This window comes from Mycobacterium angelicum (genome assembly GCF_002086155.1).
Lineage (GTDB): Bacteria > Actinomycetota > Actinomycetes > Mycobacteriales > Mycobacteriaceae > Mycobacterium > Mycobacterium angelicum.
On record NZ_MVHE01000014.1, the window covers coordinates 44147 to 59656 of the forward strand.

At 63.1% G+C, this 15510-nt stretch carries 2 protein-coding genes and 1 tRNA gene; all 3 read right to left on the reverse strand.

Features of this window, described 5'->3' with window-relative positions:
* Window positions 1-7281, reverse strand: a complete 7281-nt coding sequence (locus BST12_RS11980; protein WP_211281262.1) for a neuraminidase-like domain-containing protein — start codon at window positions 7279-7281, stop codon at window positions 1-3.
* 12 nt (window positions 7282-7293) lie between these two features.
* Window positions 7294-15165 carry a SpvB/TcaC N-terminal domain-containing protein gene (locus tag BST12_RS11985; RefSeq protein WP_083113350.1) on the reverse strand — a complete coding sequence of 2624 codons (7872 nt, stop codon included), beginning with the start codon at window positions 15163-15165 and terminating at the stop codon, window positions 7294-7296.
* Window positions 15166-15369: 204 nt separating this feature from the next.
* Window positions 15370-15442 (reverse strand) — tRNA-Lys (locus BST12_RS11990).
* Window positions 15443-15510: the final 68 nt, after the last annotated feature.

The following is a 15510-nucleotide window of genomic DNA, read 5'->3' on the forward strand; positions in this document are numbered from 1 at the left end:
CTATTGCGTGGGCTCGTTGCCGAGTTGACCGACCGGTCCAAGGTCGACCTGGCCGAACTTCACGGTGCCGATGGTCCCCAGGGCCTTGGTGATGTAGGCGTCTTTGCTGATGAAATGTTCGATCGGGTGGGGGTTGACGATGCCACTGTTAAGTCCCCGCAACACGGGGTCGATCCGATCGAGGATCGGAGGTCCGCCGAGGACGACGACCGGGGGAATGTGCGGGCTGGTTTCCATCGGGCTTGACCGTCCGATGTTGTAGCCCTGCCACCTGTCAACGGTTACCTGCTGTTCAGTGCTGCTGACGTAGAAGACATGCCGCGTGTCGCTATATAGGAACGGTGCGTCCCACGGGTTGCTGAGATCGTGGCGGGGTTCGGTGATGGCCGCCGCAACCGGGTTATCCAAAATGGGCCGGGTCAGCACCGTGGGGTCAGGGAAACCCCAATCCAAACTCAGGTTCCGACCGTAATCGGCCGTGAGGGTCCCATTGGGGTTCGACAGGTACCGGTAGGAACCGTTCGGGAATTTCGGCTGAAATGGCGCATCCTCCGCGCGGATTGGCACACTGTGCGCGTTGTACAGCAGGAAAAACGAGTCACCGATGGGACTGTCGATGCTCACCTGCAGCGTGTCCCCGTCGGCGTGCGCCGAGAGGTGGACGCTCGCGCGATCGAATCCGGATGGGTCGGTAGTGCCGAGGACCGTCGGCTTAGTGGAATCCGAGGTTCGTGCCGGCTGCCAGGCGCCGTTGTAGAACTCGCTCCAGCAGAGCATTGCCTGAACGCTGATCTGCGGCGGAACCGTGTTGATATCAGTGCTTTTCAGGGCGGCCAGGTCCTTATCGGGCGCGATCGGCTGGGCGTTGTTGACCTGGGTCTGGTTAAGGATTTGCAGCCAGAACAGGAAGACCCGGTTCTTCCACACCACCGGTATGACGGGATTGTCGGCGATGTCCAACTTGATCTGCTCCCACGGCATCCAGGTGCCGCCCTCGCGTCGACGCCAGTAGTAGTTGCGATCGCTGCCGGCGGTGCGTGCAACGACATAGGTCACGTCGTCGGCAACTCCGGGGTCGTTTTCCACGAAGTAGATGCCGCAGGGTTCGAGTTTGGCCAGCGTATCGAGTTTGGCCAGGTACTTGCCGAGCGCGACGGCCGCACCGTCTTCAGTGATGTCGCTTTGCAGCAGTTCGCTCATCATCTCTTTGAAGATCGGCGACTGGTTGTCCCGCAGCTCGGGCTCCAGCCAGTTCTCCGGCCACAGGAACACCTTGCGATTGGCTTCCCAGACTCGGTAACGCTTCATCCATTCCCATTGAGCGCCATTGATAGCCGACGGGGCTACGCGCTTTTCCAGGTTCATCAGGCAGCGATCGATGAACAGCTGAACCGCGGACAGCGCGCTGCGAATCCGGGACGTCTGCATACACGGGGCCATCTGCACGTCCATCAGGAAATACTCGAAAAGCTTTTCCGGGGTGTCGATATGGGCGGACTGCGGCGCCGAACGCATCTGGTGCAACACGAAGGCGACCAGGGCGTCGCGCTGGCGGCTGCGCATATCGTCGTTGACCGGCTTGATGACGTCGAGCCAGTCGCTGGCGCTGTAGCGAGCTTGCAACGCCTTCTGCAGATTGCGCACGGTGTCGCCGGCGGGGTTGTTGGTAGCTGCCGCTATGAGGGCTGTGGTGGTGATCCCGAGCGCCGCGGATTGTCGCAGCGCAGCGCGCACGCGAGCGAACAGGTCAAGACCGCGAAGATCTTCGGCCGTCTTGTTGAACCGCGCCAGCACCGCGCTCACCGATTCGACGTCCCATCCAGTGATGTCGTAGAGCAAACCGCCTTTGGCGGCTGCGGTTTGGGGGTCACGCAAGACAGCGAGCAGGCGCTCGTCGCCAGGGGACAGCGCTGCCTTGAGGCTAGCGAAGGAGAGCACCCCGGTCAGCGCGGGTAGCAGCGCAGCGGCTTGCGCGCGAGTTGGTTTGCCGGACACCCGAATTGCGTTGAGCCAGCCCTTGCCGCCGATGCGGTAGTCGGCGTAGCCGGCCAGGCAGGCCGTCTCGGAGGCGGAGATCTTCAGGGCCGCGGCCAGTGCACTCGCCTTGAGGAAGCGGGTATAGCTCGCGGCGAAGCGGGCGCGCCGATCGTGGGGGTAGAGGCAGCTGTCGGGAATGAGTTCCCAGCCGCGCCCGGCGGTCTGCCACCACAGCTGCAATGTGGTGCGAACGTTTTCGGCTGTCAGTGTGACCGGGTAAAGCCTTCCGGGTACCAGGTCGATTGGGCTGTCCGTGGTCCATTGGCTGCGGTTGTTGTTCGCGACCAGGCGCGCGTCGCCGATGGTGATGGTGACTGTCGCGTTGGCATCGGTGTCGATGCGTAATTCATAGGAGTCGTTGGTGGGCGCCTGAAGGTATCCGGTCCAGGTGCCGGTGATGGTATCGGATTGAAGGGTGGACTGCGGTACGCCTTCGACATCCAGGGCGGGCCGACCCGGATCGCCAGGGAACGTGAGATGTGCTGTCAAACCGAAGTTTTCGATGTCGATCAGGTCGGCGATGGCCGCCGTCGCGGTGCCGTCGGCGCGGCGCAGGACGCTTGCATCGGTCAACACGGACGCAGTCAGGTCGATGTCGGTCCTGGCCGTGGTGCTGACGGTGGCAAGGGCCTGCTGGTGTTTGCGGCGGTCCAGTAGTGCCGGCAGGAACAACGCGAGCAGCCGCGCGCGCCGCTGCGCGGGCGGGTCGTTCCACCCGGTGTAAGTGTCGTAAAAGCCGCGCAGTTCGGGATACCGGGTGAACAGCGGCGCGGTGGCCTGCTGAATGTCTTGGTACAGCGTCGTCACTGCGGCGACGAAGGCGGCGGTGGCGTCGGCGTCGGTCAGTGCATCGCGCGTGGCCTCGCTCATCACGCCGACGAAGACCAGGCGCTGACGAAATGCGTCGTAGGAGAGCCGGTCGGGAGCGACTTGGGTGACCGCATCGGGCAGGGTCGGCTGTGCGTTGGCGTACGGCACGTCGGTAGTGACGGTGCCGTCCAAGAGGCCGAAGAAGAAATCGGTGGCGGCGGTGTCGTAGACCATGGCCATCCTGGCGCGTGCGATCTGGCCGTCGGGGTCGTCGACGAGACCGAAACTGCTTTCCACGCCGGCAAGTTCAGCGCGCAGGGTTACGGCAAAGCCGTTGATCTGATCGTCGGGCGGCGCGGCGGTGCCACTGAGATCTTCGTTCCAGATCAGATACAGCGCAGTCGCGGGCTTGATGTTCGCCGCACGTAGGCCGTCGACGAGGTCGAGGAATCTCAGGATAGGGGGATTGGCGTAGGTCAAAGCTGCAAACGGGTCGATACCGCTGTAGTTGATGAGCCGCAGAAGTTCGGTCACGCTGAGCCGCAGTTTGCGTGCCAGCCACCCGCGGCGATAAACGTCGCTTACCGTGTCGATGGACAGTGCTGTGTTCGCCGTGTAGCGCAGTGCGGTGGTGATGCTGTCAAATTCGTTGCCTGTCAATCCTGTTGCGGCACGAAGGACCTCCTCATGGTCGAGCAGCTTTTGTGTACCGTCGAGGATGGTGCCGTAACCGTCATCACCGAAGGCCGGATCCGCGTCGGTGAGGCCCGGGTTGAGGAAGAGCGTTCGGTACAGCGAGCCGTCGCCGTAGGTGTCGATCGGCGCGAAACACGCTAGCAGGGAAAGCAAGTCGCGGTCTGGCCGCAAATTAAGACGCTTGATGAGCCGGGCCGCGATGCCAAGCCGGGGCAGCAGCGCAAGAAACCCGGTGTCCAGCCGGGCCAGGTTTTGCGCGTCGTCGGGGTCGTTGGGCAATTGGGCGGCGGGGTAGAGCGCGGTGATGGCGGCGTCGGTCTGGTGGATCGTCCAGCCGAGCATCTTCCAGAGCCGGATGAAGCGCAGCAGGCGAACGAACTCGATGGCGCGCACCGGCTGTGCGAGGAGATCTGGGTCGGCATAACGGAATTCGAGCGCGTCGAATCGCACCTGCACGGTGGGTCCGGACGGATCGGCCAAGACCAGCAACGCGGTGATCTGATGGAAGTTCTGGTCGTTCTTGATCCAGGCCTTGATGTCACCGCCATATTGCGCGGGGTCGACTTGGGGCGCCAGCTCGGCGTCGAAATCGTCGTCGCTGATGACACCGTCGTGGAAGTCTTTGATCGTCTTGAGTGACACGCCGAGACGCGCAAGCTTGGGAAGTAGGGTTCCGGACGGGTTGATGAATCGGGTCGTCAGGATGGCAAGCAACTCGTCGTAGCTGATGGCCAGGCGCGTACAAAAGTCTTTCGCGTTCGATAGACCGGTGATCACATCGGCGTCGGGCATCGCGGCGGGCAGGCCATAAAGCGCAGCTAGCGTGAGGGTCCGGTCGGTGAGCAGCCGGTACTCAGGCCGCGACATCCCCAGCTGTTCCATCCAGATGTCGCGCCAGCCATAAGCGTCATCGGCGGCGCGCTCGATGTCGTCGTTGACCCGCAATGCCTCCATGGTTTGGGTCAGCGTGGTGTCAAAGGCGGCGAACAGGCGGCGCAGCCGCTGCAGCGGCTGGTGGAACGGCAGCGGAGGCGTCGGCGGCAACAGGGGTGGGACGGCGACGTTGCCGGCCAGCACGTCGTAGGCGGAGTCTTGGACGAATTGCGGGTTGGCCAATAGCTGTTCGCTGCTCGCGCGGTCATCGGTGCTGTGGCCTTGGTAGCCGTCCAGCGACAGCTGATTGGTGACGAAATACTCCAGCGTCTCGTTAACCAAGTCGATGTAGGGCATTGCGGTGTTCGTGTTCTGGCATGTCAGGGGCAAAAACTGCAAGTCGGGACGGCGCGACAACAACACTTGCAGGGGGGTGATCTCGGTATCGGCGGGTTGGCCTGCAGCAGTCCAGGCCGCGGTATCGGCGAAGGGGTAAGGGGCCCCACCGTGGTTGGTGCGCCATTGACCGGTGAACTGTGTCCAACGGGCGGTGTCGCGGTCGATGAACTGCAACAGGTCGACCAGATAGGCAGCCGGGCTCAGGATCGAGCGGCAATCCTCGCAGTCGCAGTAGTCGATTTCGCCGAATAGCGTTGTCAGAGTCGGGTATGCGATCACGTCACCGACGTCGTCGGGAACTTTCGGAGCCGGATCGATCACTTGGGCGGGACTGTTCACGCCAACTCCAGGCGCGTTGTTCGCCAGCGCGTAGGAGGTGGTGAGGTTGAGCACCGCCGCGTGGACCTGTTGGGCGCGGGCGTGGATCAGCGCCGCGCTTGCGCTGCCACCGACTTCACCGGCGAACGCGGCGACGAATTCGTCGCGGTCATATTGGGCCGCGGCGAACGCGGAGTCGATACCGGCATGCAGCAATGCGTTCGCGGCCTCGTCGTCGACGGTGATCTGGCGCACGCGTTGGATGCGTGCGACATCACTTCGCACCTCGGGACTGATATCCACCTGGTTGCGAGCGACGTACTGGTCGATGGGCTGCGCACCGATGTCGAACGTACTGTGGTTAGCGATAAGGAAATCGTGGACCTCGGCCGGTGTGGCTGTCGCGGTTGGGGTTTCGTTGTTCTTTACCATCGCGGCCACGGTGGCAGTGGGATAGCTGATCCGCAGCTGGGTGGCTAGCACAGTGGCGTAGTTGGTCCGTTTGGTCGGGTCGTCGGCTCCGAGGATCTCGGGGGGAACACTGTCGATCAGCCCGAGCCAGTTGGCCGGCTTATAGAGACCCTGGTTCAGCAGGTCGACGGGATCGACCAAGGGTGTTGCGGCATCTTCATGCAACTTGCCGATCAGCGACGCGTTATTCAGCGTCAGGTATGCCAGCTTGCCGTCAAGCTGAAGTCGGAGTGACTTTTCGGGCCCGAACGCCGCCTCGACACCCTGCCACAGGTCGGCGTAACTGTCTTCATGCAGCACCTGCAATTGGGCGAATGTGCGCCGCTGCGCATCGTCGGCATCGTGCATAGACACCGCCAGCATTTCGGTCAAGGACGATACGCCGGCGGTGGCGGGGCCGCTGAGAGCCTTTCCAGCAGAGAGTGTTTGGAACTTTTCTACTGCGCCCGCGAGCGTTTCACTCAGCCCTGCCGGCACGATGCCCTGAGCTACGCCCTGCTGCCAGATGGTGGCAATTGACTTTGAGGGCAGCTGAAAGAGCGTGTCATCGGTAGGCAATCCGGCGCGAAACAGTGCGTAGAACAGTGCCGGGTGAAGCCCGTCGTCTCCGTCTTTGCTCTCGGTGCTGAACTTGTCGGCCAGTGCCGCCAGCGCTACCGCACGTGCATCCCAGCCGGTCTTGTTGGCCAGAAAGGTGATGTCTTGACACTGGCCGTTCTCCTGCAGGTCGGCCAGCGAGCCGTCGTAGTGGGCGGCGAGATCCGCGGTCAGCGTGTCGTGTTCAGCGCTCAATGACGTTGTGGCGGCATCGGATAGGTGAATGTCGAGCGTAGTGTCGGTACCCGCGTTGTAACGCACGTCTGAGGAGCCCAGCACGGTGTTCTCCCGCACGACGCGCGCCTGTAGGTCGGGTTTCTGTTTGTCCCCCGCATAGCCGAAGGTGGCACTGTAGGACCCGTCGGGGCCGGACACGGTGTCGATTAGGGTCGTGTCGCCGCCGACGTTGCGGTCGATGATGGAGACGGTCAGCTGGCCAGTGCCGGCACGGCTGCTGCTGAACACGTGCCCGCTCACGAGATATGGTCCGTTGCCGGTGACCGTCAGGTTGACGATCTGCATACGGTCTGCCGCATCGACGACTTCCGTCGCGCGTGCCCGGTTGTCGGTGTCGAAGACGGCTAGGCGCAGCCGCCGAAAACCAGTGCTGTCGGGTTTGGCGTAATCGATCGCGTAATTGCCTTCGGGGTCGGTGTCGTCGGCGCCGAGATGCACTGACTCGTTGTCGTTTTCACCGAACAGCACCACGCGGCCTCTAAAGGGGGTGTCGTCGGCGTTGACGACGTGGCCCGCCACGCCGGATAGGGGTGACCGGTCACTGAAGATGAAAGCAGCGAAGTCCCGCAGCATCTCGTTGAGCGCGGCGGCGGTGCGGAAATCGACGCTGCCCGAGGCCTCGATGTTTCTGCTATCTTGCACCCTGCGAACGGTTTCCTCCGTGGCGCCGCCGTAGGCCTGATGCTGTTGCTCGTCGGTGATCGCCTGCACGAGGTCGAGCGCCGCATCTTCGGGATCGAGGAGAAGTGTTCCGCTGCGCAGCAATAAGACCAATCCATCCTGCAAGTTGGCCACCTCGGCACCCGTGCTACCCGGGTTGAGCGGTGCGGTGATGGGGCGCACGGCTATCTCCTCTCATCTACGCGAGCGTGTGTATCCGCCCTCGACCGGGGGATGGTGTTCGAGCTTGAACTTTTTGAGCATGGCTCTCGCGAAATCCCAGACCTCTTCGGCTGAGGCATTCTGATGGGTGTCAATCCACTTCTTCCACAGCGGGTTCCAGCCGCCCTCGGCGCCGCCGGAGTGAATAGCCGAATGCTCACCCTCGCTGAGTGAGATGACCCACTTGTCGACGTCGATGCGGAGTCTTGTAAAGAAGGGCCGGAATTCTTTGGCCTGCGGCAGGACGTGGTGCTGGTGATCACGTGGGTAGGCGTTGGCGATGCGCCGGCCCCGGTCGGCCAAAGCCGCTGCATTGTGCGTTGTTGTGGGAGTCTTCCCGGTGGGTTGAGCGCTGATTTCCCGGCCCTTTGGAGCGATATATGGCAGCCGAGTGGTTCGAGGGGCAGGCTTACCGTCGCCTTCTCCGAAAGCCGCGGGATCATCAGCTTGAGCAGAACCGACACTTCGTTTCGCGTTGGGATTCTCGGCGTAATATCTATTCCACGCCTTCGTGTCATACGGATCTTGCGGCGGACCAGAAATTTTACCTTCGCCAGGCTTCAACGCAGACAAGCCTTTTCCGAGCAGTTGCGCCCCGGCGCCCAAAGCGAAACCCGCAGCGGCACCACCGGCGGCGCCCTGGAACGTCGTGTCGGCATACTGGCGCCCCGAGCTAAGCTCGCCCTTCTTCACGTCCTGGATGACTTGATCCCCAGCCGACTGCGCGGCGCCACCGACCAGCCCACCCACGCCGCCTTGCAATGCGGCGGGTGCCCCTTTGAGGGCGCCGCCCGCGGCGCCGCCGGCCGCGAAACTGAGTCCGGTGACTGCTGTGTGCGCGGCGAACTCACCTTCGGTGATGTGGGGCTTGACGGCTTGGGCCTCGCGTTCGTTGGCCGGTGCGCCGGCTTCGCTGACGGCGGTCAGGGTGGCCACGATAACGATCGCCGCCACCAACAGCCAGGCAAAGTGGCCATTGGGGTCTATCGCGATTGTCGGCCGGTTGTCGGCATAGCAGTAGAGGTTAAGGCCCCCGCGGACTCCGATGGGATCGCAACTGAGCCAACGTCCTAGCCACGGCAGGTAATACCGCGCGCCGTGATATGCGAAGCCGGTTTCCTCGTCGCGTTCCTTGCCGGTGTAGCGGTATCTCTTCAGACTGACTTCGGCGGCGCTGCGCCCGGCCTGAAATGCCGTAGTGCCGTACGGGTGGTACTCCTCGTAGGCGATCAGCCCACCCGCCACGTCGAGTTCCAACGTGACCGAATCCAGTTGGTTGCCAATCTGATAGCGCATCCGAGGCTGTTGATCGCCGCCTGTTCGCTCCGTCTCGACGATCGCGACACGTCGATCGCCGTCCATGACATGGACGGTTTGGCGCTCGAGAACGACGTTCCCGCCGGTGTATTCGCGGTAGACCTCGTAGCCGTCTAGGTACACACGCTCGTTCTTGCGGGCTCCGGCCGCCGTCTCGGTAATTTTGCGCACTCGCGCGCCCGTCGAATCGTAAACGTAGTACGTGGTTTCGGGGTTACCGCCGTTGACAACCTGCTGCGCGGTGGTCGCCAGTTCGTCCTGGTAGTTCCAGCCCATGTGCGACAGGTGAGCAACGGAGTCGATCGAGCCGTGCGCGTCATAGCCGTAGGTGAGGCTGTAGCCGCCCACGTCGGAGTAGTCGGGTTGGTCGGGGTCGGCTGGCAAGCTGGTGGCGAGCAACCGGTTGCTGTCGAGCGCGTATTGATACCGCCGCTGCCACACCACCGCGCCCGGCGCATCAATGTTGGTACCGGCATGGTGAATAAGCGACATCAGGTTGCCGACGGCGTCATAGCGGAAGCGTTCGACATAGCCGCGCAAACCCAGTAGATCGTTGGGGTGGATGCGCGACCCGGCGAACGGATAGTCACGCCGGTAAGCGTCGTTGGGTTCGAGCAGAAAGCCCGTCTGGCCGCTGTGTTCGCGGCCGGAGGCCGCCACCAGCCGGTAGCGGGCGTCATAGATGTAGTCGGTGGTACCGGTGGCTTGCGGTGTCGCGATCACGGCGTCATCGACAACGCGGCTGATGTTGCCGACGGCGTCATAGGTGTATCGGAGATTTTGCACCACAGTCGAATTCGCGAACAGCATTGACGCCGTCGCGTCAGGCTGGGCGGGACGCTCGGTTCGTGCCGATGTCAAACGGAACGTGTAGTCGTCGTAGGCGTATGTGGTCGAAGCCCCGTTGCCGTACTCGACGCGCAACCGCTGCCCTTTGGCGTTGTAATCGACGTTGGTCACGAACGGAGTTGCTGCCGGCGCGCCATTGAGTGTGACGTCGATACGGTCGAGCAGGTTGGCCTGGTTGAACTGGGCGTGGTACACGCTGCCGTCGGGTTTGGTGACGGTGGTGGGCCGGTTAAGCGCGTCGTAGCCGATCCGGGTGACGAACCCGGCTCCAGGCTCCAGCTGTGGTGCGGCCGCAGCGGCAACGGCATCGGGGTCATCGATGCCGGTCAGCGCGCCCCAGTCCGGTACCGATTTGTAGTCGCGGGCAAGGCTCCGTTCGGTGCTCAGCAGGTTGCCCTTGAAGTCGTAGCTGCTGTTCGTGGCGACCCCGGCACCGTCGTATGTACTGAACAAATGGCCACGCAGGTTGGCTTGCACGTCCGGGTGGTGTTCGCCGTAGATTTGTCGTTGCACGAGCACCTCGGCGTCGGGCATTGCGGCCGCGCGTGGCGAGCCCGCCAAAGTGGTTAGTCCCGAGGCAGTTACGTAAACACTGATGGGACGCCGGGCGCGGTCGTAGACGTTGCGGCGGCGGTAGCCGCGGCTGTCCCAGCTGAAGAGGGGAGTGCCCGTAGCGTCGGGCAGCGTCCAGCGCTCTCCGCTGTCCATGCTGCGGCTGTACAACGGCTGGCCGGCAATGTCGTAGGTTGGCGAGACCCCCTGTGGCCAAATGTTGTTGGGGTCATCCCACGGTATTGCACTGTGCGGCAGCGCCGGTGTGATGTTTTGGATCACGCGATTGCGGCGTGCATCGACGATCCATAGCGGCTTGCCTTCTGCGTCGAGTCTGTGGAACGTCAGATCCTTGGAATCGGCGCCGTCGACACGGTTGTGGTGGATCGTGAGTACCGCACGCCCGACGCTGTCGAGCACCGACATAGTTGGCGTGCCGGCATGGGCCGAGGCGCGCAGCGCTGCAGTGCGTTCGGCGGCATCGGCCGAAGCGCTCATCCGCTGCTGCCACGCGTTGTCCGCCCCGAGGGTGTCGTTGGCGTCGAATTCGGTGCTGTGCCAAGGCGAGAAATCCGTCTTGGTGTAGCTGCCGTCCGGCAGATCTGTCCGGATCAGGCGCCCGATCGCATCGTAGTAGAGCACGGCCGTGACGCCGGCTTCATGGGGATCTGCGAACCGGTGGCCGCTCTCGGCGCTGGCGAAGTAGGGCTCGTATCGCTTGACGGGGCTGCCCTTGTTGTTCAAGACCGTCTTGCCGTTGGCGACCCAGCGCAACCCTGGGTGTTGCGGCTCCGGCTCGGCCTGGATCTTTCTGACCAACAAGCTGGCACTGCCGTCGAGATAGGAAAACGCGGTTTGCACGACGCTGTCGTCGTCTTCAGACGCGTGCAGTTCGCGAGCGATGGTGGCCGTCGAGGCGGGGTGCTGTCCCCAGACCACAGTGCCGTCCGCGGCGATGATCTCGCCGAAGTAGTAGACGGTGTGGGAGGTCGCCCCGGCTAGCAGTTGGCGCGCGCGGTGTTCGTCGTAGTCGTCGGTGACGAAGAACGATTCGAGATTACCGATAGTCGGATTGATCACGGCGTCGTCGACGCCGGCAAGACTGTCGCCCTCGCCGTTCTTGCCGCTCAGCGCCGTGATCGTCGGCGAGCCGAGCACATCGTAGACAGCTTCGGCGTGGTTGCCGTTGATGTCGCGGATTCGCCGAGGTGCGAGCACTCTGAAATCGAAAAGTTCTGTCGTCATTCGGTTTTCGACGGGATCGACATGCGAGAGGACATACAAGTTGGTCTGGTCGTATTGAACCGTGGTCAGGTTGCCGAAAGGGTCGGTGTAGCGCTCGGGCAGGAAGAAGTTCTGCGCTGCGTCCGCGGTATAGCCGGCGGTGCCCGAGCAACTCCAGTACTGGCCTGCGGTGTCAGCGCCGAGCCGTTCGACCGCGAGCTGTCCACTCAGATAGCCGCTAATCGAGTTGTCGTGCAACGTGTTACTGACGTCGGCGGTCAGCTTTTCGTCAAGGATTTCGGTGAGTAGATCCTCGGTGAGGGCCAGGGTATACGTCTCGAAGGGCAGGGCACGGACGGTCAATTTGCCCAGTGGCGCTGGACCCTGCATGGCGTCCTCGAAGAATAGCGAGCGGGTGTGCTCCACGAGGCGCTTTTGCGGCGCCACGCCGTCGGGCAGTTGCTGATAGGGGATCTCGGTGACAATCGCGCCGCCGGCCTGGTGAAGCTCACTGAGTTTGAAATTTCGGCGCAACGCCGACGGCTCGAGGTAACGGCCGTCACCAGCGTGCTGCGGGGTAATTCCGTTTATCTCATAGGATTTCACTTCGATCGGCAATCGCAGCCGGTAGTCGTCCAGGTCGGTGTCCGCCACCGGCGGTGCGGGTATGTCGTCGTCGGTGCAGCGCGTCTCCACATAGGTGCAGTGCAGCTGGTCCTGCAGGCGCACCGCAAGGGTCTCGGCGGCTTCGTCGATCAGCGCATCGTTGAGCCGAGTGGGCGATGGCCGCGGATATCCGACCGTAAGCCCCTGCAGGACGTGGCCATATCTGTCGACGGTGAGGTTGATGGTGTGGGTGGTCCGCGGATCGGGAGTGAGTTGATCCGGCCGAAGGTCGAGTTCGTAGTGGTAACTGAATGTTTCGGTCTCGAAAGTGTGAAAACTGGCGTGACGGTTGGCTTTCTGTGGCTGGATCATACGTACACAGTGCGAGTATGTGGTCGCGGCGAAGAGCCGGGTAGGTGTGTGCACGCCGTGCGCCAGATCGGCCAAGTCGAGTTCGAAAATCTCCTGACGCAGCGGAAGGGTCTTGAAGGCGCGCCACGCTTGGCGTTCCTCGTCGGCGCTGGGGCCGTCGGCGTCGATTTGCGTCTCGCGCGCAACGCATTCGGAAAAGGCGCCGACGATCTCCTTGCCCTGCGAGGTTACCCATCGCGGGAAGTACTCCTCGCGATATTTGTCAAGTAGGTGGCCATCGTCGGGCGGCGCCCCGGTGTGGTGCCAGCTCACCGTTTTGACGGGCGGCTGGTGCAGACCTTGGTCGGCGGTGATGTAGGGGCTGTGTGCATTGAGTGCTGCGAAGGTTCCGTAGTCCTCGGTGTCGATCTGTTCGACACGACCGAAGCCGCGAAACTCCCGCTCGACGCCGTCGAAGTAACCGTGGTGGTAGCTAAAGGAACTGGTGAAGGTGGTGTTGCGCCAGCGGTCTCGCAGCGTGATCCGTTCCACGACGTGCACAGGGAACGGCAACGTCGTTGCCCACGGCTTGCCCGACAGCTTGTCCTGCAGGCAGAATTTCGTCGACGGGGCGTATTCGATTTCCGTCTCCGCGCCGAGATTGTTGCTGATGCGGTTCAGCAGGTGAGGTTTGTCCCCCATCAGATCGATGTAGCGCAGTGGACGCTGAACATCTCCTGGCAGCGGCGAAGACCACACCAAGCACGCCGTCCCGTTGCCAAGCAGGTCGACGACATCGAAGTCGACCGGGGCGGCACCCGACGGCAATGCCGGCAACATGACCGGTTCGGCCCAGCCGTTGCCCGACTGGTTGAAATACACGACGACACCCCGCTCGCCGATATAGATCAGGTCTGTGGTGCCCGATCCGTCGATGTCGGCCAAACGAATCCGGTGCTGGTCGAATTGCTCGGCGTGGTCCAGCGACAGATGTGTCGCAGACCCGTCGGGACCTACCGGCCCGTCCATGTTCACCATGGCGCCAAACCGGCCGTAACCCAGGTTGGGCCAGTAGCACACTCCGCACCGGCGAATGCGGACCAGATCGGCCAGGCCGTCGCCGCTCATGTCGGCGAGGTGGATGGACTGCTCGGCGTCGGCGAAAACCAATGCGGGCCTGCCGTATTCGTCGAGCGGCGGGATCGCGCGCCGATCCGTAGCGAACCCGCGTTCGCCCAGGGACGGGTACCAGGTCAACGCGTCTGTCTCGGTGATGAGGACATCGGCCAGACCGTCACCGTCGAGGTCGATGAATCGCAGGTTGCGATCGCGCATGTCGCGGTTGGGCAGCTCGTGGAAAGCGACGAACGACTCCCAGCTTGCGTCGGTGTTGCGTTCATAGAAGCCGGCCGGTGCCGCGAACTGCACGACGTCGGGCTTGCCATCGCCGGCCAGATCGAGGAATTGCGCACCAGATGCCAGCGTCACCGCCGGCTTCTGCGTGATCAGCTGCGCCGGGCCGAACGCGGCTTCGACGTGCGATTCGCCGTTGTGCGACACCACATTAACGGGGCTCAGGTTGGGTTTGTAGAACCAGGCGCTGCCCTGTTCGGCGAGGACGCCGGGCAAGCCGTCGCCGTCTAGGTCGACCCATCGGTACGCCACGTTGTCCAGACCGGCAGGGAGATTCTCCAGACTTGCCGCCGAGAGCTCCCGAACCTCGGACGCGACGACGGCCTCGGTGTAGGCGAACGTCATCGGCGGCAGCGAGCGGGATCGGTAGCCGGGCCCGCTGCGTTGGTAGCTGCGCTGCGTGACACCCACGAGCTTTGAGAGGCCCGAGCGATCCACTGCCTCGGCAGGCAGGTAGCTGAAGTCGGTGGACCGCACTAGGCAGTCGGCGCCGACGTCGGCGTCGTCGGGGAAGTGATGGAACATCAACGTTCGCCGGCATCGGCGGTACGTGCGGATCTCGAAGCCGCTGCGGTAGGCCGAGAACGGGTCGGCTCGAACCGACCATTCGGGTGTGTCCAGCGCAACCGGCGCATCGTCGTCGTGGTCCCCGTAGTCGAATACAAGCTCAAAGAACCACTTGTCATCACCGGGAAGTGGTGGCCAGGGCTCGTGCTCACGCAGAGTCGGCAGGTAGGGGTCATGGTTGCCGTATCGAATCCGCTTGAGGTATCGGTTCGCCGTCACGTCCCGGTTGTGTTCACTGGCCTTAGTTGTATCGACGTGGCGGTCGTTTTCGCGCTTGTAGCCATAACTGATCGCGTTGCCCTTGTCGTCGTAAGTGGCACAGATAAGCCAGCTGAAGATGCGTTCGGGATGCGCCGGGTCGCAGATGCGCGATTCGTCGGTGCGGCCGTACCAGGTGGTGATGTTGTCCGGGGAGATGGAGCGCCAAAAGATATCGGTGGCGTCGGTGAGGTTCGTCCACCGTTCGATGCGCGCGAACGACGCCTCGATGCGGGGGAGATAGTGCTGGATTCGGTACGGGATGCCCCCAACCGACCGCGTTGGCAGCGACTGTCGGCGCCAGTTTCCGTTCTCCCGCTCGAGAACCGGGACCAGGTCCTCGGCGCCCGAGAGGATGAAGACGTCCGCTTCGTCCGCGTCGTTGTAGCACGGCAGTCCCTGGTCGGTCTTGCGAGTGATTCCCGGCAGCTGCAGGCGCCAGCCCAGCCCGAATACGCCGTTCCCGGCGCCCGAATCGTAGGTCAGCGCCAACTGAGGCCCGAAGCCCGCGCGCCCTGGGCTGCAGGCGATCGGCACGCTCATGGAGCCGGTGCCGATGGTCGGATTCGCGGCAAACTTCTCGCCGATGCCGCGGATCGCTCCGCCGCCCTTGGGGAGATTTATGGACGGGGCTTGCGGTCCAAGCGGTAGGCCGCCCTGCGGGCCGTTCGGCTGTTGCCAGGGCGCCGGCGAGGGCGTGGCATCCAACGACGTCCCCCGCTTTCCTCACCCGGTAAAGAGGTCAACCCCGTCCTGAGGATCGCACGAATTTCTCGATCTCCGGTGTTGCCGTATCGGAGTGGCGGAAAGGTCTTGGTCGCCGATTTAGGGCCGCGGACAGCAGCAGCATCTGAAACCACGGTGACAGCCGGCGGCGAAAGGCAAACAATGCTTGCCCTTGAAAATGTGAAGTGCGCCGTCAGGGTTTCGAACCCCGGACCCGCTGATTAAGAGTCAGCTGCTCTACCAACTGAGCTAACGGCGCCTTTGGCCGGCCAGAGACCGCTTTGCGACAATAACAGGCATTGCGCCACCGCGCGAAATTCCAGGTGA